General features: G+C 43.7%; 17 protein-coding genes and 1 pseudogene. 4 read left to right on the top strand and 14 right to left on the bottom strand.

Features of this window, described 5'->3' with window-relative positions; translation table 11 throughout:
- Positions 1-11: 11 nt before the first annotated feature.
- Positions 12-452: a YcgN family cysteine cluster protein gene (locus tag L1D11_RS00200; protein WP_239833866.1), complete on the bottom strand. Its 441-nt coding sequence runs from the start codon at positions 450-452 to the stop codon at positions 12-14.
- A gap of 221 nt (positions 453-673) precedes the next feature.
- Here L1D11_RS00200 and L1D11_RS00195 point away from each other — a divergent pair, with 221 nt between their 5' ends.
- Entirely contained in the window at positions 674-922 is a 249-nt protein-coding gene (locus L1D11_RS00195) for a YkgJ family cysteine cluster protein (protein WP_005432895.1), read from the top strand.
- On the opposite strand, the gene L1D11_RS00190 is transcribed toward L1D11_RS00195, so the two are convergent.
- Genes L1D11_RS00190 through L1D11_RS00180 form a run of 3 tightly spaced genes read right to left on the bottom strand, consistent with a single transcriptional unit; the run spans position 919 to position 3,276 of the window.
- The gene (locus L1D11_RS00190; RefSeq protein ID WP_239833865.1) at positions 919-1,575 is read right to left on the bottom strand and encodes a PAS domain-containing protein; all 657 of its coding nucleotides are present in this window, start codon (positions 1,573-1,575) and stop codon (positions 919-921) included. The two genes, L1D11_RS00195 and L1D11_RS00190, sit on opposite strands and share 4 nt — an antisense overlap.
- A gap of 28 nt (positions 1,576-1,603) precedes the next feature.
- Entirely contained in the window at positions 1,604-2,881 is a 1,278-nt protein-coding gene (locus L1D11_RS00185) for an L-serine ammonia-lyase, iron-sulfur-dependent, subunit alpha (RefSeq protein ID WP_239833864.1), read from the bottom strand.
- Between the two features lie 14 nt (positions 2,882-2,895).
- Positions 2,896-3,276 carry a RidA family protein gene (locus L1D11_RS00180; RefSeq protein WP_005432926.1) on the bottom strand — a complete coding sequence of 127 codons (381 nt, stop codon included), beginning with the start codon at positions 3,274-3,276 and terminating at the stop codon, positions 2,896-2,898.
- Positions 3,277-3,590: 314 nt separating this feature from the next.
- Here L1D11_RS00180 and L1D11_RS00175 point away from each other — a divergent pair, with 314 nt between their 5' ends.
- Together L1D11_RS00175 and aqpZ are read left to right on the top strand one after the other, a co-directional pair.
- Positions 3,591-4,850, top strand: coding sequence for an amino acid permease (locus L1D11_RS00175; protein ID WP_033006068.1), 1,260 nt, complete (start codon positions 3,591-3,593; stop codon positions 4,848-4,850).
- 225 nt (positions 4,851-5,075) lie between these two features.
- On the top strand, positions 5,076-5,774 hold the full coding sequence (gene aqpZ / locus L1D11_RS00170; protein WP_010643980.1) for an aquaporin Z: 699 nt from the start codon (positions 5,076-5,078) through the stop codon (positions 5,772-5,774).
- Positions 5,775-5,832: 58 nt separating this feature from the next.
- On the opposite strand, the gene L1D11_RS00165 is transcribed toward aqpZ, so the two are convergent.
- Together L1D11_RS00165 and L1D11_RS00160 are read right to left on the bottom strand one after the other, a co-directional pair.
- Positions 5,833-13,086 (bottom strand): RHS repeat-associated core domain-containing protein, encoded by a 7,254-nt coding sequence (locus tag L1D11_RS00165; protein WP_239861960.1) that lies wholly within the window; start codon positions 13,084-13,086, stop codon positions 5,833-5,835.
- An 11-nt stretch (positions 13,087-13,097) separates the two neighbouring features.
- Entirely contained in the window at positions 13,098-13,409 is a 312-nt protein-coding gene (locus L1D11_RS00160) for a hypothetical protein (RefSeq protein ID WP_239833081.1), read from the bottom strand.
- A gap of 175 nt (positions 13,410-13,584) precedes the next feature.
- Between L1D11_RS00160 and L1D11_RS00155 the strand changes: the two genes are divergently transcribed.
- On the top strand, positions 13,585-13,956 hold the full coding sequence (locus L1D11_RS00155; RefSeq protein WP_239833082.1) for a hypothetical protein: 372 nt from the start codon (positions 13,585-13,587) through the stop codon (positions 13,954-13,956).
- A gap of 81 nt (positions 13,957-14,037) precedes the next feature.
- On the opposite strand, the pseudogene L1D11_RS00150 reads toward L1D11_RS00155, so the two are convergent.
- From L1D11_RS00150 to L1D11_RS00115, 8 genes and pseudogenes are all read right to left on the bottom strand, one after another.
- Positions 14,038-15,043 (bottom strand): annotated as a pseudogene (locus tag L1D11_RS00150) (IS3 family transposase).
- A gap of 92 nt (positions 15,044-15,135) precedes the next feature.
- Positions 15,136-15,735 carry a recombination mediator RecR gene (recR, locus tag L1D11_RS00145; protein ID WP_239833083.1) on the bottom strand — a complete coding sequence of 200 codons (600 nt, stop codon included), beginning with the start codon at positions 15,733-15,735 and terminating at the stop codon, positions 15,136-15,138.
- Between the two features lie 72 nt (positions 15,736-15,807).
- The gene (locus L1D11_RS00140) at positions 15,808-16,137 is read right to left on the bottom strand and encodes a YbaB/EbfC family nucleoid-associated protein (RefSeq protein ID WP_004740648.1); all 330 of its coding nucleotides are present in this window, start codon (positions 16,135-16,137) and stop codon (positions 15,808-15,810) included.
- 152 nt (positions 16,138-16,289) lie between these two features.
- Complete coding sequence (gene dnaX / locus L1D11_RS00135; RefSeq protein ID WP_239861958.1) at positions 16,290-18,512, bottom strand: DNA polymerase III subunit gamma/tau; 2,223 nt, start codon at positions 18,510-18,512, stop codon at positions 16,290-16,292.
- Positions 18,513-18,530: 18 nt separating this feature from the next.
- A complete protein-coding gene (gene apt, locus L1D11_RS00130) occupies positions 18,531-19,076 on the bottom strand; it encodes an adenine phosphoribosyltransferase (RefSeq protein WP_004740646.1) in 546 nt (181 codons plus the stop codon).
- Positions 19,077-19,243: 167 nt separating this feature from the next.
- Positions 19,244-19,609, bottom strand: a complete 366-nt coding sequence (locus tag L1D11_RS00125) for a YbaN family protein (protein ID WP_239833095.1) — start codon at positions 19,607-19,609, stop codon at positions 19,244-19,246.
- Between the two features lie 74 nt (positions 19,610-19,683).
- Entirely contained in the window at positions 19,684-19,821 is a 138-nt protein-coding gene (locus L1D11_RS00120) for a hypothetical protein (protein ID WP_004740644.1), read from the bottom strand.
- Positions 19,822-19,970: 149 nt separating this feature from the next.
- Complete coding sequence (locus tag L1D11_RS00115) at positions 19,971-21,074, bottom strand: response regulator (RefSeq protein ID WP_239833085.1); 1,104 nt, start codon at positions 21,072-21,074, stop codon at positions 19,971-19,973.
- Between the last annotated feature and the right edge of the window lie 98 nt (positions 21,075-21,172).

Raw genomic sequence — 21,172 nt, 5'->3', positions numbered from 1 at the left:
CCTTACGAAGCCTACCCCTTGCTAGGATGATTTAAAATGTGGTCTTCCCAGTCCACCACATCGATTTCATACACCACTTTGTTTCGTACACTTTCTCCTGCTGCGTGCATTGCAGACTTAGAGCCAGTGATTAATGGGTGCCACTCTGGCAGCGGTTGGTTTTCTGCCAACAAGCGGTATGCACAAGTGTGTGGCAGCCATGTAAAGTCATCAATATCTTCACGCGTCAGCTTGGTGCACTCTTCGCCTGAAGTGAAACGGTTTGGGTAGTCTTTACACGAACATGTTTTGCTGTTCAGCCAACTACACGCCACGTTGGTGTAATAGATTTCATCCGTATCTTCATCCATTAGCTTGTGCAGACAACACTTGCCACACCCATCACAGAGCGATTCCCATTCTTCTTCTGTCATGTGCTCTAACGATTTACTTTGCCAAAATGGAGTGCTCATACGCTTACTACTTATTACTGAATGGGATTGAATTGGGTGCGTTTTATACCCCTCTGAACGGCAAAATTCAAGTTTTACGGCCTTACTGGAGTGATAGGAGCATTGAGTAAGATTTGTTCGTATTTAGCCAAGTAATCTTATGGATAGGAATTTACGCACACCTCTTCCAATCTGGCGAGAAATGTCCATAATGCCCCCTTCATTTTTACGAGGACTTTTAGATGGATTGTCGATTAGGTTGTGGGGCATGCTGCATTGCACCGAGTATCTCTTCCCCTATTCCTGGCATGCCAAATGGCAAACCAGCGGGCGAACGTTGCGTTCAATTGAATGACGACAACCTATGCAAGCTATTCGGAAAAGCTGAGCGACCAAAAGTTTGCCACGAATTCAAACCGTGTCCGATCGTGTGTGGCAAAACCAATCAGGAAGCTTTGAGCAACATTACTGAGCTAGAACTGCTCACTTAATCGTTACCCAATTCTCTTAGGTAGAGGTAGATCGTATCACGCGAGATACCTAGGTGGTTGGCCACCATTAATACCGCATCTTTGTATTTGAAAATCCCCAAACCTTGTAAGCGTGTCACTAACTCTCGGTTGCGTTTGGAAGGCGTGATTGCCTCATTCGTCCATACTTCTGACTGAACGGTTTCAATCGTACTAATGATGGTCTCGTCAATATTGCGAGCAAACGTTTCTGGGGATTGCGACCCAGTACAACACGGGTTCTGCTGCTGTGGCATGATGGAACGCAAGAAGTCTTGCATTGGCACATCCATATCCACGTTAATACAAAGCAGGCCAATCGGCTTGTTTTTTGGGTTGCGGACGATAGTAGTGATCGAGTGCAAGGTCTTTCCGCTCGCCGTTTTAGTCAGATACGAGTCTGAAACGTCCTTGCCCTCAAGTAGCTTCATCCTTGCTAAGTTGGTAATTGGCGCGCCTTCTCCACGTTCAGTGATGTGGCCATTGGCAATTTTGATGATTTCCGGTGCTTCTGCATCAAGACTGTGAAGAACGACTTCAGTATGCTCACCATACATACGGGCAATGCCATCGACGACGTTCTTCATTGAATTCAAAATATCTAAATCACTTTTGGTGAGTTTCTTAAGCTGCAATTTACTTCCCTTAGCAAAAACTTTGAGGCTAGGCCGACATGATATCGATAATAGATTTATCAGTATACGGCATACCAAGTCTAACCATAGAGCCTACGTTTCTTATTGTTTGTTCAACTTCGTCGCCTACTATACCTTGATTCTTCACACTGTGGTTACCCATCGCCATCAAATATGAGCGCACTGCCGTAGTAGAAGAAGTGCAGACTTTCATCGCACATGAGGATTTTGCGCCATCGCACACCATGCCCGAACTATCACTGATAACGTTTTGAATCGCATCACAGGATTGCTCAAACGTGCCACCCGCTAGGTACACCAACGCCATGGATGCAGCCGCACTGGTTACCGTGTTACCACAGAAAGCTGACAGAGGTGGGTAGTAAGACTTGATGTATATCGCGCCTAGGTGACTCATGATCAGAGCTCGTGCTAATTGCTCTTCACTACTTTGGAAGGCTTCAGCTGCAATCACCACTGGCATAGTTGCCGCGATACCTTGATTACCACTGCCGAAGTTACTCATGGCTGGTAACGTAGCGCCGCCCATTCGAGCATCTGATGCAGCAGACGTCATCATTTGGATTCTGCTCATGAGATCATTGCCAAGTAAGCCTTGTTCGATATTGCCTTTTAATGTCCGGCCAATTTCTAAGCCATAACCTCGGTCGATACCCTCTTGCGCTAAGGAAGAGTTGAGTTCCGCCGCTTGCAGAATGAATTTGATGTCATCAAATGGCGCTTGAAGGGCAAAGTCGTAAATCTGCTTAATGGAGATATCAACGCCTTCACATACTGATCCTGTCGCAACACGTTGCTGCTGCAGGGCATCAAACGTCACTTGGCCATTACGAGTGATCTGAATAATGTTAGTGTGCCCACCGCTGATGGTCACCGAGACTGTGTCTTCTCCAGCGCTCATGGTCACGCTGCAAAAGATAAATTCTTGTGTATCAATGCGAGCAACACTGACTCGCTCTTCATCAATAAGTTGCTGGGCAGCAGTCACATCGTCTTGATTAATTTTAGCAAGTACTTCCAGTTCTGCGTTTGGGTCTCCCGCTAAAGCGCCAACTGACGCCGCGATCTTAAGGCCAATTTTCCCGGTACCGGGAACGTAAACCCCCATTGAGTTTTTAAATAAGTTATCTGAGACACGGACTTCAATCGTATCCGGGGTTTGGCATCCAAGCTCACGCTTTGCAACTGCTGCCGCATATGCAGCAGCAATGGGTTCTGTACATCCGAGGGCAGGTTTTACAACTTGCTTAATGATTTGGATATATTGGTTCCATTGCTGATTCATGCTTCTTCTCCGTATTACTTTTTACTAGCAATCGCTTCAACTTCAATCAAAACACCTAGCGGAAGATCTTTCACCGCAAAGCAGCTTCGTGCTGGGCAATCTTTTTGGAAAAACTCTGCATACACTTTGTTGAATTCAGCAAAGTCGCTGATGTTTGCCAAGTAACACGTCGTTTTTAGAACCGTATCTAAACTGCCGTTACCTGCTTCAAGCACATGTTTTAAGTTCGTTAGAGATTGATGACTTTGAGCAGTAATCCCTCCCTCTACTACTTTACCTGTCGCGCTATCAACTGGGAGCTGGCCAGAAGTAAAAATCAAATCCCCGTAAGTGGTTCCGTGTGAATACGGGCCAATTGCGGCAGGAGCGTGCTCTGAAGCGATCAATTCTTTCATGTTAATCCTCACATAGTTTTTAGTTTTAGACGTAAAACTCAGCTTTCGCTTTCGTTTTAAAGCTATTTTTTCAACTATATGTGAGAAAAACAACCACTAAAGATCACAAAAATCGATCTGAATTCAGATTTTATTGAGTAATCTTGCCGATATCTCAAATTTACCTGAATTTTCCACAAAAAAATTGTTGTTAATCTTTTTCTCAAATAGATTTGAGAAAAATTCATACTAACAAAGAGAAAACGACAATGAGCGTCACTGTACCTACACAAACTCTTCCAATAACTAAAGAACCACCTCACGTTAAAGCCGGTATGACAGCCACAGAATGGAAAGCGGCGACTAAGTTTGATAGCACTGACTGGGGCTGGGTAATCATGAGCATCGGCATGGCTATCGGTGCTGGTATTGTTTTTCTTCCAGTAAAGGTGGGCGTACTTGGCATATGGGTATTTCTTGCCTCCGCGGTGATTGGTTATCCAGCGATGTACTTGTTCCAACGCCTATTCATTAACACGCTTTCCACCTCCCCGAAGTGTCAAGACTATGCGGGCGTCATCTCAGGCTACCTTGGCAATAAATGGGGCGCCTTGTTAGGCGTGCTCTACTTCATCATGTTGGTGATTTGGGTATTCGTATACTCGACGGCAATCAATAATGACTCAGCTTCTTTCCTACACAGCTTTGGTATCACTGAGGGACTGTTGTCGGAAAACCCGTTGTATGGTCTAGCATTGGTTTGCGCTTTGGTGGCGATCGCGTCTCGTGGGGAAAAGATCTTATTTAAAGTCAGTACGGGCTTAGTGCTAATTAAGCTCTGTACCGTTGCCCTGTTAGGTTTCATGATGGTAGAGAAGTGGGATTTAGCTAATGTAGGTACGGTACCAACCGCTGGTGCTGGCCTAAAAGATGCGATTGAACTGCTGCCGTTTACCCTTACCTCTATCTTGTTTATTCAAAGCTTGAGCCCGATGGTGATCTCTTACCGTTCGAAAGAAAAGTCTATTGAAGTTGCCCGTTTTAAAGCGATGCGCGCCATGAATATCGCTTTTGGCATTTTGTTTGTCACTGTGTTCTTCTACGCGATTTCTTTCACGTTGGCGATGTCTCATGAACAAGCCGTCCGTGCAGCAAACGAGAACATCTCTGCGCTAGCGATGGTAGCACAAGGCATGGACGGCACGACGCTTAAACTGCTTAGCCTGATGTTGAACATCTTTTCTGTAATGACAGCATTCTTTGGTGTTTACCTAGGCTTCCGTGATTCTTGCCAAGGCCTTGCGATGTTGGCATTGAAAAAAGTGATGCCTGAAGAGCAAATCAACAAAGATCTCGTGACGAAAGGTATCATTCTGTTCGCTATTTTGATGGCATGGGGCGCTATCGTACTCAACCTACCAGTTTTGAGCTTCACTTCGGTTTGTAGCCCTATCTTTGGTTTGATTGGCTGTTTGATTCCTGCTTACTTGGTGTATCAAGTGCCTTCTCTGCATAAATACAAAGGCGCTTCACTTTACCTGATCATCGCAACAGGCATCCTGCTTTGTATTTCACCATTCATCGCATTTAGCTAACGATTAGCATCACTAGTCGAACGATTCCTCTCACCTCGGTTATTCATCTGTATGATGATGACCGAGGTTTTCCTTTTCACTCATTTACCTACCAATTTCGTTTCATATCTGAGACAAAATCACTCCCGACTTATATTTAGGTTAATTTCCGTGCTTCGACGCACACTTTTTCGACAATTTTCTACTATGTTCAGCGGGTAATCTAAATCCGACATAGGAAACGACATGAATAGATATATGGCAGAGGTTTTTGGTACTTTTTGGTTGGTACTTGGTGGTTGTGGTAGTGCAGTATTAGCTGCTGGCTTCCCTGATGTCGGCATTGGTCTACTGGGCGTTTCTCTTGCGTTCGGTCTAACCGTTCTTACTATGGCATTTGCAATTGGCCATATCTCAGGTTGTCACCTAAACCCAGCAGTAACCATCGGTTTGTGGGCCGGCGGTCGCTTTGATACTAAAGACGTAGTGCCTTACATCATCGCGCAAGTGATTGGTGGTGTGATTGCAGGTGGCATACTTTACGTAATCGCAACCGGTCAAGCGGGCTTTGACGTAGTTGGTTCTGGTTTTGCCGCGAACGGTTACGGCGCGCATTCTCCAGGCCAATATTCAATGGTTGCAGCTTTAGTGACTGAAGTTGTGATGACGATGATGTTCCTAATCGTGATCATGGGTGCAACAGACAAACGTGCGCCTCAAGGCTTCGCACCTATCGCTATCGGTCTATGTTTGACACTGATTCACCTAATCAGCATCCCTGTGACAAACACATCGGTTAACCCAGCGCGTAGTACTGGTGTTGCGGTATTTGTTGGAGACTGGGCGGTTTCTCAGCTTTGGCTATTCTGGGTAGCACCAATCGTTGGTGGTATTCTAGGCGCACTTATCTACAAAAATCTGCTTGGTACAGAATCAAACGATTAATCGATTCTCGAACCTCAAGATCAAAAAAGCCGCTGAATTCAGCGGCTTTTGTCTTTTCCTAATCTCCTAATTGTGAATAAGGATAGATAGGATATGGTGCGACTAGTGCGCCTCCTGTAAATATAGCGGCAGGCAGCATTCCTGAGAAACTATAGGCTTGGAACAAATGGTTGTGTATCGTTCCGGCCTCGATCCACAGTCCAGTTACATGGTCATATCCATGAAAACCAAATAACCTCGATACATCAGAGTTAAAGTAGTCATGAACTTTAGACACCTTGTTTATAAATCGGCCAATTAATCCATTTTCTTGATACATATGTTTTCCCGAAGCCTCACTTGCCATACCAGCCTCGGTAAACAACTTCGTACGAATTGGCTCTTTTTCCCATACAGTTGTTGATCCACGAGTACCATCCGTAAGTAAGTCTCCATCTACATTATATTTGCAAACTGAATTTGAACCTCGAACTTCACAAGACCTTAACTTGTAGCGATCCGTAACATTTTTCATGTACTCAAAGCTAAGCACGACAACTTGTGATAATGCGGCAAATTTCGCACCTTTTTCACATGAACCACCCGCGATCTCACCTGTAGCACAGCCACCAGCGGCAGCAACGCTGACTTTTGTAGCAGCATCGGCAAAGCTTTTTGTTGGCTTGAAGCCGTTATAGCCACCTATTGCACCAGTGATTGCACCAATAGCTGCACCTTTACCGACGCCAGCCCAGCTCTCACTGATAATTCCCCCACTGACAGCCCCGCCTGTAGCACCACCAAGAGCTCCGGCAGCAATAGCATTGGTAAGAGAGCCTGCAGAAAAGAAACTTGCGCCCGCGTCAGCCAGTAACACGCTATACATACCACCACTTGCTACTGTAACTACGATCCCAGTCAAGATACCAACTATCTCTCTTGAGTAGCGAGAGGTAAATTCCCGTACATCATTCCATTGACGTTTGAGTTCTTTTCTAATTCTCTTAAAGAAGTGACCAGAAGGATCGTTGTATTTAAGAGGGTTATTCAGCACATAACTGTATCGATTGAACGACTGACTGTTATCAGGTGCCTGAATGTAAATATCCGCACTTATAAAACGAGCTAACGTTGAATCATACAAACGGCCATTCATATGAATTAGGTCAACCTCATTCAGCATCTCATGCCCTGTAAATGCACGATTCAACAATACGGGTTGTGGTAGCAACACACTGTCATTCTTCCATGTAAAGGCTCTTTCTTTGCCCCAAGGGTCATAGAGCTTACGGTCGACAATGTTGCCCCACATATCAGTCACCATATCTACTGATTTAAGCGCGTCTGTGTGGCTGTAGCGAATTTGACGATCTACGGATGCGTAATTGCCCTGTCCATCAGTCTTCAACGAGTTGACATTTACAGCGACTAGACCATTAGCAGCGTAAATGTATTGAGTTTGAAGCATATCTCCAGATGCAAGTTCTTTTAACTCATAAGACTTACCGAGATACCACGTTGTGCTCCCATCGCTACTGCGCTTGCTGATCCGCTGATTCGACTCATCATATTTAAAATCAACCCTGCCTTTATCTTGTTGAATTCGAGAAGGCTTGTTAAAGCCAGTCCATTCAATTTTTCTCCCGCCGCCAGACAGCATATTTCCATTCGCATCATAGCGATAAGTGTTATCCCCAGCTTGGGTGACAGCATGCTTGTGTAGAGGGTCTGCGTAAATATAGTGACCGACGTCAGACTTGTATTTGATGTTGCCATTCGATGCATAAGACATCGAATATTTCTTATTGAATAACGGGTTCTCAGCATGCGCTCCTCCGACACCAAATAAATGATAATCCGTTAATCGATCTTGATCGTCGTAATAGAAGTTTTCTTGAATATCATTTACAAGGTCACGGCGACTTTGAACGTTATCCATTCTGTCGTAGGTGTAGTGAACGCCACGTATCAGTTTGGAACCCTGTCTTGTATAAATATTGAGTAGCTGGCCATTGCTCTCGTGATAATCGAAGCTATTCACCAAGCCATTCCCCAAAACCTCTGACGTTATTCGACCTTCAGCGTCCATATCATTGAGCTTCCAGTATGAAATACGTCCAGCATCAGGGTTGTCATCTTTGAGCGAGCTCAACGCATCTGACTCATCCTCAGATTGCTGAGCCAAACTTTGGTATTTTTGTGAGACTAGTTTTACTTGCTTAACAAGTCTAACCAGTTGCTCTGCCGCAAGCAGGTAACTATTTACGCGCTCCTCTGTTGCATCTTGAACATATTCGAGTCTATCAACCTCTTCAGAAAGCGAATTAAGCTCATCAAACATTTGACGCATTCTTTGATCATACAAGGGGTCATCCCTTTCCAAATCAAAGGTCGCTAAGCTTATGCTCCCATCATCAGAATAGTTACCGTAGTAAGCAATTTGATGTTGATTGACTAACCCTGATTCAACAGCAGCCCATTCCTCAAGACTCACCTCTCTTAATAGGTTACCTTCAACTTTAAGATGAAATTTAGGCTGCTGTACAATAGGGATTAATCCACTTCCGGAAACAATGACTGTTCTCGGTGACACTCTGAAGTAGCGTTCACCAAACTCGTTGATAAACATCTGCAATGGTCTAGTGTACAGCTCTGCCATCATCTGACGAGCAAACGCCTCAGTCTCAGCCTCACCATCGAAAGAGATAAGCTGATCTTTGAGCGCCTGGTACTCATCTTTGCGTCGTTTGTAGAAGAATTGCTGCTCTTGGAGGTCTTTAATTTTTACTAAGTAGTCACTCGCTTTGTTTAGAGCCTCATTAATGAGAGGTTCAATTACATTACGATACTCATCAGCCGTGTAATTAACTTGAGCTTGCGAAATATCTCCCCAAACTTCCGTATTGATACCGGTTAACGGATCTCGCTTGTAGTTTAGAGTGAAGTTGTTAGGTCGATGCTCTCGAATTAACTGTCCGTTGCCGTCATACTCTAGATCTCGGGCAAAAGTATGTTCCGAAGTGATCGTTTCTTCACGCTCCAATAAGCCTAAATCGTTGTAGAAGAAATTTTTAACAAGTTCTCCTTCAACTTTCGCTTTTAAAAGGCCTCCCAACCAAACTCGCCCATCCGCTCGGTCATAAACCCATGATTTAGTTGTTGACTGTGTTACTTCTTCCTCACCTTGTTTAACTTTCGACTCAACAATCTCAGAGATTTTTCGGCCTAGTTTGTCGTAGGTAAAGTAGGTACTTTGGCCTTTTGAATCCGTTTGTTGAACGAGTTGACCAAAACCATCGTATTGATAGCTCCACACCCCTAAATCAGGATCATCAACTAAAGACTTATTACCCTGAATATTATACTCGGTACGAACTGTTTCTCCTTCTGATGCAATAGCAGACTTCAACATACCGTTGGCGTAGAAGTCATAGGTAACTTTGCCACCATTAGGCTCCTGCTTCTCTATCTCCCAGCCCAATACATTCGTATAGGTTTTAGAAGTGCGGCCTTTAGCGTCTGTTTTAGTAACTGTAAATGGACTGTAAGAATAAGAGATCCAGCTGTCCTCTTTACCTGCTGGTCCAGGTTCTTTTATCGAAATGACCCTGCCCGATTTGTCATACTGAGTGACGATATACTGAGGGATATCACCTTGATAATAAGGCTTTGAAGCAGAGACTAAATTACCAAATGCATCGTACTCTGAGTCAACAAAAACCCACTTACCATTTACCGATAAGGAAGCTCTTCTCACTTCTCGCTCTAAGAAATCAAAGAAACTAATCTTTTTGCCAGAGTTGTTTGATTGGTTGATGACACAGTAACTCGCCTTACTAACATCGAATAAGCAACGGCTATCTGCTGCAGGTAAGCGACTTATCTCAGATTGTACAGAAGTGTTCGTTACAGCTATCTCAGTCTCTCGGCCAAAACCATCCAGTGTTGTCGAGGTCGACAGGCCATTTTCATCTACTTTCACGACCACGCCTGACAATAAGTCAACCGTCTGAGAAGAGACATGTCCAGCTTGATTGGTTACTTCTGTGGTAACCGTGTTTCCAAGGTAAGAATGCTTAAATAAAGTCGAGCGAGTTTCTAACTGACCTCCATTGGTCGCCGTAATACTCTCTTTGGTAACGATGCCGTAGCCATCTCGTTCTTTGACGGTAGTCAATGAATAAGGTGTATTCGGTAATATCGTATGCTCGAGTAATAGGCCAGTTTCATTGTCATATTTAAACGTCGCCTCTTGAGAGATCCTACTACCGTCACTATGGATGTAAGTTGTTTTGGTCGAGTCGAGGAGTCCAATTAACCAAGCACCTGTTTTGTTGACATACTTGTTTTCAGTAATTTCTACGAAAGTATCACTTTCTCCAGTAATAGGGTTTAGCCCTGTCGTCGTCGTTGTTATATTACCTACATTGAGGAATGCATCGACATCACTCTGCTCGACAATAACTGTACTCAATAACTCACCACTCTCAGAGTATTGTGAATTCTTTCGTTTTGAGGTGTAGTACGCGAACGTACTGCCCGTTATTGGTGCCTCAACCCATTCGATGATCTCATCATATTCCTGTAAGGTGATCGCCTTCACAAATGTCGCTTGACCGGACAATTCTGATAATTCGCTATTCAAGTCATCTGAGACTGGTGTCATAGACCAAACTGGTATTTGATTTTCTAGCGCCGTTGTTTGTTCTTCAACCAAAGAAAACTGTGTGGAAGGAATCATAATTGGCATCATTGGAGAGCCTCCAACAGGAACAAATTTATCCGCATCTGCTGCGTATTTTTTCCCCTTGTGCTCAACAAGCTTATAGCCAGTCAAATATTTTTGTGCCGAAGAGTAGAGTTGTTGAAGATTCCTTACAGTTTGCGTTGAACCCACCTCCGTTTGTAGCGTCTTGAATTCGAATTCAGCTTCAGACCTTTTATTAAGCTCTCTAAAGTTCCAAAAATCATCAGTAGTACAATCACCACAATCATTTGCCCACATCTGCCCATTAGCAACATAGTCCGTTTGCTTTTTCAATGTGCCAGAGTAAGGAAACTGTGTATTAAACTGAAACTCTTGGTTTGAGGTATTTTTGCCATTGACGAAGCTTTTTTGACGAATCCATTCAAAACCGTTTCGCGCTAAACCATCCTTCGAACGCTTTGCTGGGCCATACTGAAATAAGTAGTTGTTTTTTCCATATCCGTTATCGGTTTCAAGACGATAAGCAACGGGGAAGGAGCCTGGTAAATTAAAAAGACCAGAGTCATCAGACTCAAAAGAGACATTAGGCGTATGATTGCCGTATGGTCCAAACCATACCGAAGAAGTGTGCCCCAAACCGTTGGTTACTTTTTCGAGCAATAATGGAGCATGGTTGCTTTGAGCTGCAGTTTGACACACTAGGCGGTTAGATTTCTTTTTACAGAGTTCAAATCTACCGTCTTGGTTCAAATCCATGAACGAGTTAAAGCCACTCCCCCAATTATCAACATCAAATTCATACTGGTGTTTGTAAATGTTGATGCACTTTACTTTGTTACCCACACCACGACAAAAGTCGGTAACACCGTCCTGATCCAAGTCAAGCCACCACCGTTTGTCAGAACTACCTAACTCTCCCATCCAGTGCTGGTTCTTCAATAGCACAAAATCATCTTCAAATTTGTCTAATGTTCCGATAGAACCAAGGGAGCATGTCAAATTTACAGCTTGACCTGCGTCATTGTCCGTCATGCGACAGAAATCACTGGCGCCATCTCCGTTCACATCAACCCACCAACGAGAGTCAGGTTCACCAATAGAGCTGATTGGATAACCGATATTCTTTTGAAGTAAGTCTTTACCCGAGAAGGAAGTACATTTAATCGTTTTACCTTTCACAAAACAGAGTTCGCTACCACCATCACCATTTATATCGGTCCAATAAGTATCTTTGGCCTTCCCCCACTCGATACCACGAACGTGCACTGAATCAGTCCACATACCGTCTTCTTTGGGTTCGCTACACAAAAGCTCATCGCCGATACGACGGCAATACTCTGGCACGCCATTACCATTCATATCCTTCCACCAACGGAAGTTATTCATCCCTGAGTTCGATACATCCCAAGAATGCTGTGCCGTTGTATTATTTGAAAGAAAAGCGTCACAAAGTAATTTGCCATTATCAATACGACAAAACTCAGCTTTGCTATCAGCGTTAATATCTAACCACCAGTGACTATGTTCGTCTCCCCACTTACTGATATTGTAGGTACGGGCCACATTGGATTGAGAAACATCCATATTACAAGTCAAGCCATGGGTATCCGTCTTACAGAAATCTCCGATGCTATTCCCATCAATATCAACCCACCAACTACGATTGGAATTATCCCAATCACTAGGGATCGTGCTTTTCCCCCAATGAGAAAAATCAATATTGGCGATGTTCTCACCAAAGAATATCTGACCTTTCACCGGGCTTTTAGTCGCCTTCCAATAAAATTTGGTGGCAGGCAAACAACTACCCGCCGCATTACAATATTTAATATTATCAATAAATGAAGTACCGATATTTTCCGTTATCTCTTTGTAGCTCAGTTGATAATAATTTTTGAGTTTATTATTTACATTAATATCAATTCTAACTAAGTTTGACTCAGAAGTCTGAACTCTCCCATCCATCTTAAAATGTTTTGTGGGAACAACCTTATTGACAAGACTGTAATTAAAGGCAATATTAAAAGAATCGTAAGATATCGATGAGATTTGACCTAAATCATCATAGTTATAGGCGATACTCTCGGAATTTGGATTGCTTTTATATGAACTTAATAACCAACTCTTAGAAAGGCTGTTATAACGATATTCTTCAACAGCCCCATTCTTGTCATGCTTAACGAAGTAGCTTGTCAGCGTACTTGAATCGCCATTCAAGGTAATTTTTGACTGACTATCTATGTGTAAGCGGTATTTAGAACCATCCTTGCCAATTACGCCCTCAGTGCCGATTAAGCGTGTACCATTCAAGCAAAAGTTATCAGTTAAGCTATAAGTTACGGAACTCGTTCCCCCTTCGATCGCTTGATGGTCACCACATCTTTTTATCGAGGATAAGCCATTAAGTACAAACCCAGCCCCAAGAGTCGACCTTGCTGGCCCTGAGCTCGAGTAACTTACCGCCAAACTAGGTGTAATACCTCCTTTACCACTTGGGAAGGTAAGCGGTATTTGATAGTACGCGACGCCTTTATCTATAGATAAATCTCCAGGTAATGTACCTATAGTTTGTGATATAGCAGGCATAGACAAACCTACAAATATTACACCTAACCAGTTTTTCATTCCTATACCTTTTAATTAGATAATTCTTTTATTGTATTTTCTAAATTAGCAATTCTTTTGTTTATATTTTTTTCTTGAGTATTTTCTAAACCCTTGGGAAAGTTTTTCTCAAGAACGCTAACTCGAAGCTGCTTTAACTCATGGTTTTCCTTAAATGATTCATTTGCAATTAAATCTGGAGTAGTCTGATTTCTATTCGGAAAGGAGATTTCTGTTTTGCTTTCAATTTCACCACCTTTGATTACCAAAAGTACATTTAAGGAGAAGATCACCAATAATGATGCTAGAAAAGCACACCACCATTTTTTAGGTATACGTAACATTTAAAAAGCCATTATTTGATAAATTCCGCCAATATAATAAAACCAACATTCAGTTTAAGTGAATGTGATTAAATTTGTGAACCACACCTCAAAAATAGAAAAAAAAGATATATTTGATTTATTTTATTAGCTTTACAAATAATATATCGAGACCTAATTAAACATGGCTAGAAATATGAAAAAAATACTTATTGGCACCTTAACTTGTTTATTATCCTTTAGCTCCCTAGCAGAAAGCTATGCAGGTTCAGGGTACTGGCATGGTCCATATACGATCGATAAGGAAGCTTTATTCCATGACGGTAAGTACTACATTGCAAGTATTCACGTGAATGAAGTACCTGAAACGCAGTGTGAAGTGACAAACACAGAAAAAAAATTCGCCAGGGTAGCAAAAGGGGAAGGGCTAGTGAATAGTATTGCATCGCTAGCAGCTACTGCCCAAGCACAAAATAAAAGAGTGATGCTATATACCAATAGCACTTGTCGAAGCGGAACTTACAACTTGGGATTGGAAGTTAGAGGAATCGAGATTCTTTCTGAGTAGTGTTATTTCGTTGAGGTTAATCAGTTTAGCTAATTGAGCCAAATATCTCTGACCCGTCCTGATATGGGTTAACACTTTTAGTTAAAACGCTCGATGAACGTCATCGGGCGTTTGTATTTCAGAGCTGTACGTGGTCTCTGTTCATTATAGAGTTTCACCGACTAAGCAATCATTTTCTTAGCTTCATTCAAGTCATTCGGCTTAGTCAGCAAGTACTCCATCTTTAAGATACTATTTACTCTCTCTGCTAGAGCGTTTTGATAACAGTCGTATCCATCATTCATAGAGCATGCCACATTGTATTTTCTGTGTAATGACCGATATTCCTCAGAGCAGTATTGAATGCATCGTTCAGAGTGATGGATAAGCTCTCCCTCATATCGCCGCTTTTTCAAAGCCTTCAGGAACGCACTCTTAACGGCTTACGTCTTCATATTATCATCGAGATGATACCCAACTATCTTCCTCGAGTAGGCGTCAGGGATTAAGCTTAGATAAGTATTTCCCGCTCGCGTTGCCAAGTAAGTAATGTCAGCGACCCACAACTGCTCCGGTTTATCTGGAACCACGCCCTCTTTGATTCGGTTTGGATGACAGTGGGACCGGTGATGGCTGTTTGTTGTTCGATGATAAGCCCTACGGTTTAAGACCAATAGGCGATGCTGTTTTAGCAAAAAAACAAACAGTCTCGCCCTATATAAATGTTATTCTGACTGAGTAAGTACTTTAGCTTTCGAGTTCCTAATCGAGGATGTCGAATCCTTTGCTTTTACGACAGCCTCAAAGAAGTCCGCTTTCAGTTGAGTTTCTTCAAGTTGTTGCTCGAGTTCTTTTATCCGTTGTTCAGGAGTTTGAGTAGAAGGAGAATCAAGCATACCATTACTATTGTGTTTGGTTTCTCTATTCCTTTAGACCGATTTAGCTGACCGTTCTTACGAAGCCAAACTAAGACAGTAGACCAACCTTGTATTCCATATCGCTCTTGAGCTTATTTATAGGTCATTTCACCTTTTTCTACTTGGTCAACAACCGTCAACTTAAAGGCAAGAGAATAATCTCGTTGGGTTCGTTTACTCGTTGATTTCATGACACTCTCCAATTTCATGTTGGAAATGTGTCAACCTTATTTAGGACGGTACACTAACAATAAAAAAGCCGCTGAATTCAGCGGCTTTTTTATTAAATCTTGTGTCGACCCAGAAGGGAGTGTGACAAGGTAGTCCCGTCCACGAGCTCAAGCTCGCCACCCACTGGTACACCGTGTGCAATACGGCTTGCTTCCACTTGGTGTTCTTTACAAAGTTCTGCGATGTAATGAGCCGTCGCTTCCCCTTCTACCGTTGGGTTGGTAGCGAGAATCACCTCAGAGATATCTCCTCGGCGCAGACGGTAATCCAATACATCTAGACCAATATCACTTGGACCAATACCATCAAGTGGTGAAAGGTGACCCATAAGCACAAAGTAACGACCAGAGTATTGGCCAGTTGCTTCGATAGCTGCAATATCAGCTGGGCTTTCTACTACACAGATTTGACCATTTTCCTGACGTTTAGGGTTGGTACAAATGTGGCAGGTATCTTCTTCAGTAAAAGTACGGCACTCATTGCAGTGACCGATTTCAGTCATTGCTTGGCTAAGAGCATCAGCCAACTGAAGGCCGCCTTTTCTATCGCGCTGTAACAAATGAAAGGCCATACGCTGCGCCGACTTGGGGCCAACCCCAGGTAGACAACGTAAGGCCTCCATCAAATGCTCCAGCATATGACTGGTACGCATATTTAACCGTTCTAATTTTCAAATAACGGTCCGCTCAAGTACTGCAAGAACGAACCCTTAGAAATAAGTCGCTTAGAAAGGCATCTTCATGCCTGGTGGAAGTTGCATTCCGCCAGTGATGCTAGCCATTTTTTCTTTTTGAGTTTCTTCAACACGACGAGCCGCATCGTTGAAAGCAGCAGCGATAAGATCTTCAAGCATCTCTTTATCGTCTTCCATTAGGCTTTCATCGATATCAACACGGCGAACGCTGTGGCTACCAGTGATTGTTACTTTTACAAGGCCAGCACCAGATTCACCTGTTACTTCCATATTTGCGATTTCTTCTTGAAGCTTTTGCATGCGTTCTTGCATTTGCTGGGCTTGCTTCATCATGTTGCCCATACCGCCTTTACCAAACATGTTAATACTCTCTGGTCTAATTGGTTTATTAAAATTTATTAAGCTATAAGCGCTTAAATGGGGGTTAAAGCAGTGTGATTCAACCCCTCGGTGTTCAGTTCTTCGATCGGCGTACCTAAGATGATACGCCCATCACTAAATCAAAATTAACGTTAGATAGGACGAACACTATCTCTGTCGAGCTCTGCAGCGAAGCGTCTTTCGATAAACTGTACGTTGGCATCGTTTTCCAAACTGGTAAACGCGTCTTTCAACTTACCCTGGTACAGCCTTTCTCGTAATTCTAGTGGTGTTTCACCACCATCGCCGATTTCAACACTCAAGTGACACTCTTCTCCGAGTACCGTATTGAGAGACTGTAATAGTTCACTCTGCGCTCGGTCCGTATTCAAGTGAGCCTGGCTCGATCTCAAGGTTAGCGTTATCGATGTATCATTCTTCGTAAATACAGAGTTCAACGCTAACTGTTCAACAAGCTTAGCTGTCTCTAGCTTTTGAATCGTGGCAGACCACTCATCTTGAGCAATCGACTCATTGAGCAGCTTTTCTACCATTTCTGGCGTTTTGACATGCTCTAACGCTCGCTTGATCTGAGTAGGTGTAAGCTCTTTGCTCGCCTCTTTTACAACTGGTTTAGACGGTTTCCAACGATAAGGTTCATTATCATTGGTAACATTTTTTGTCGGAGAGGTTGGTAAAGAAGCTGGCGACACCCGCTCAGAACTACCGTGTTGCTGAGCAACTCGGTCAAGAACTGAAGTTTTAGCTGGTGCCGCTTTAGCCTTTTTTGGCGCTGAACCTTTGCTATCCTGTGCTGCGTTACCTCTACGCTGAGAGCGTAATTGGTGGCGCAAACCACTGACAGGTGATGCAGGACGTGCAGGCTGCCCTTCAGGCGCAGACGGTGCAACATTTTGTGGCTGAGCCGGAGCTTGATTCTGATAGCTCGCTTGCTGCTGAGGCTGCGCTTGTTGAGTCATAGGACTCATCGGCTGCTCTGAGCCGTAGCTAGGGCGATCGTCATAAGCTGGCGGCGCATCATACTGGCTTTGCGGGTAATCCTGTTCTGGATAACCTTGATGACCAGAATGCTCAGGGTAACCTTGCGAATTTGGATACTGAGCCGGACTTTGCTGCATCGCTTGAGGAGCCTGCTGCATCTGCGGCTGTCTCGGAGCGGCCGTTGGCGCTGGTTGACTAACCGGCTGAGCAACGCTCTGAGCTTGACTCTGAACAGGTGCAGCGACAGGGCTTGTCGACTGAGTAGAGATAGCCGTTGCGACATTTTGCTCTGCAGGCCTAAATGCCAACATACGTAAAACCACCATCTCAATACCAACACGTGCGGTTGGCGATAACGGTAAGTCTTCACGACCTTTTAGTACTATCTGGTAGTAAAGCTGAATATCTTGTGGGCTTAACGCTTTGCTAAGCAGTTCAAGCTTCTCTGCGTCAGGCTGAGCTTTGTCTAAGGTAGACGGCAACGCTTGATACATGGCGAGACGATGAAGTTGAGCAGCAAGTTGATTCAGTAAACCATCCCACTCTACGCCATTCTCAGCAAGGTTTTGGATACAAGCCATCGCCTCTTGAGGCTGCTTACTGCTAATAGCCTCAAGTAGATGGATCGCTTGATCGGTATCTAATGTGCCAAGCATGTGCGCAACCGTATCAGTCACGACATTGCCGTTGCCTAATGCGATAGCTTGATCTGTCAGGCTCAAAGCATCACGCATACTACCGTCGGCAGCATGAGCAATCATTCCAAGTGCACGAGACTCAGAGGTTACCTTCTCTTGTTCAAGAATATGGTCGAGTTGCTCGTGGATATTATCAACGCTGATCGGCTTAAGATGGAACTGCAGACAACGCGACAAGATAGTCACTGGCAGTTTTTGTGGATCGGTCGTTGCGAGCAAGAATTTCACATACTCAGGCGGCTCTTCCAACGTCTTTAGAAGCGCGTTGAAACTGTGCCTAGAAAGCATGTGTACTTCATCGATAAGGTAAACCTTAAAGCGACCACGCGCTGGCTTGTACTGAACATTGTCCAGAAGCTCACGGGTATCTTCTACCTTGGTACGTGATGCCGCATCGATCTCTAGCAGGTCAACAAAGCGACCTTCATCGATCTCTTTACAAGTTGCACATTCACCACAAGGGGTTGAAGTAATGCCTGTTTCACAGTTAAGCCCCTTAGCAAACAAGCGGCCGATGGTCGTTTTACCGACACCGCGTGTTCCGCTAAATAAGTACGCGTGATGCAACCTATTTTGGCTAAGGGCATTCTCTAATGCTGTTAAAACATGGGCTTGACCAACCACTTCTTTGAATTTGGTTGGTCGCCATTTTCGCGCTAACGCAAGATAGCTCATGAATAATTCCGAAAAGGATTAGTGGCCGTCGAATTCGCAGATGCTAAACACTTCTAGACCTAAGCCTTCTAAGCGCTTGTCACCACCGATTTCTGGAAGATTAATTACAAATGCAGCGTGCTCTACCACACCACCAAGCTGACGAATCAACTTTGTTGTCGCTTCAATCGTACCGCCAGTTGCTAGTAGATCATCAACCATCAGCACTTTATCGCCTTCAACGATAGCATCAGTATGAATTTCTAGCGTGTCTGTGCCGTACTCAAGCTCATAAGATTGTGCCACAGTTTCACGAGGCAGTTTGCCCGGCTTACGCACAGGAATGAAGCCAACACCTAGCTCTAATGCTAAAGGTGCACCGAATAGGAAACCACGAGCTTCAGTACCAACGATCTTAGTAAAGCCCATGTCCTTGTATGTTTCCGCTAGCAACTCGATAGTCGCTTTGTAAGCTGCTGGGTCTTCCATCAAGCTTGTTACGTCACGGAACAAAATACCCGCTTTAGGGTAATCAGGAATGCTTTTGATGCTTGCTTTGATCAGAGAGATTTTTTCTGTGTTCATAATCTTATGCACTTCATTAGGCCGCTTTCCAAACTCTGGTTAACGAATCAAACATCAACGCTTGAAATTAAGGAAAGGTACGATTGGTATTCATTGCAACGAGAGTCATAACTCTGATTGCTGAAATAATAAACGCCCGCTATACAAGCAGGCACACTGGCTTAATGTTAGTGATTTTCTTTGCTGTCAGCAACCAACTCATGGGTTGGAAGTCGCATAAACCATGTGAGAAGAATAACAAGTACACAAATTAGGAAAACCTTGACCCAAATGAGTGGCGCAAAGTAGATAGATAACGCAAAGCTCAACAAGATAAATAGTACGCCACGCGCTTTAACTTGCTTGGTGACAGCGCCGTGTTGATACCAGTTTTCTAACAGAGGACCGAGCGTTTTATGCTCATGCATCCATTTGTGAACTTTAGGATTGCTTCGCATGAAACATGCGCTAGCAAGAAGAAGAAATGGAGTGGTTGGCAGAACGGGTAATACAATCCCTAGAACTGCAAGAAAGATACAAAGACCACCAGCAATATTCAGGCTTAAAACTCGAACGCTAATTGTGGCCTCCTTGAGTTAGCTATCACCATTTGGCGACGACAGCTTAACTAAAATGTTGCGTAGCCATTAAATACGCGGATCAACGTTAGTGTTGCTGGTAATAATGGAATCATTAAAAATGCGGCTAGAAAGCCTAAAAAGTAGAATACATTAAACGGGTCTTTAAAGTCTTGATTATCTGCCATGATTGCTTCTTGTTTTTGTTAGTAAAGGTAAGTCCAGCAGCGGACCAAACCCTCTTTGCCAAATCGACATTTAACAAAAAAGGCATAGCCACACCATTTGCGCAACTATACCTTAATCAATTATTCACAAAAACCGAGGAAATATAGGGTTAATCGGTGGTCCCTTGATGGATATCCAAGCTGAAACTTGCAGCTCCAAGCAGGCTCAACGACAACTGACAGCCCTGCTCTATTGGTAAGTCTCTGGTGATAAAGTTCTTTTTACAGTTATCGCCTAAGCGTTCACCTGCTGCAATATGTTGATTCATTTCACCATTCGACCAATGCCCATCCAAACCCGCAGGCAAAATTGAGATGGTGCCCTCAGCGAGGTTAGCAACTCCAAACAGCGCGTTGACAGGTGTTGAACACGCCGAGCAGCGAATCCCTTTCTCCAAAATTTCAGCGATATCTTTGAGGTCAGCACTAAAATCTTTTCTGTTTCTTAAGTAATCGTGGAACAAAGCCCTCACTAACAAGGTAGTCGCAGAGCCACCATTTTCAGAAGACGCTGAATCGACAAGGTAGAAAGCAAACTGCCCATTCATCGTCCATGCATAATCAAATACAAGCGGCATCATTTCCGTTGATTGCAACAAACGGTAGCTGCAACGCCATGAGCCTTGCCTTGTGTCTTTGTCTGGTAACAACGCGTGCAACAAATCTCTTGCTGCGCTTGGGTTGTCCTGTAAGTAATTCAGGTGCCAATGTAATTCTTGGTCTTCCGGGATCTCTCCTCCATCATCCACACAAAACCACTGGCTTGAGAAATCTCGTTGATCTGAAAGGTTGTCGAACGAATCTGTTAACGTGTTGGCAATCGCACTGCTTAGATGACCGTGGTCCTCTAATGGCTTAGCTAAAAAGTCTTTAATACCAAACCGTAGTGCTTTTGCTACGTCAGACATGTCATCTGTCGCAGACACCACGATCATAGGCAGTGATGGGTACTCTAGACTGAGCTCTTCTACAAGCTCTATGCCGTCCAGGATCGGCATTGATAAGTCACACACAATTAAATCTGGCGCTGAGTCTCTAAGCTTTTGCAGAGCGTCCAGCCCATTTTCAGCCTCAACCACTTTATAACCAACCTTGTCTAGGTATGCGCTGGTTATCCGGCGAAAAATAGGATCATCATCAACCAACATCACGCATTTTGGGTTGATAACTTCCTGAGCCGAGGTCATAACTGGCTGACTGTGAGTTTTGTACATAATCTCTAACCTCACAAAACTAAGTCGAATTATTATTGTTATCTGTTCTAAGAACTAATATAAAACTTAGTAATAAAATGCTAAATACACAAATATGC

The organism is Vibrio sp. Isolate32 (assembly GCF_022397955.1).
In the GTDB taxonomy this organism is placed as follows: domain Bacteria; phylum Pseudomonadota; class Gammaproteobacteria; order Enterobacterales; family Vibrionaceae; genus Vibrio.
Note: the sequence above shows the minus strand (reverse complement) of the source record. Positions and strands in the feature narration are given on the sequence as shown.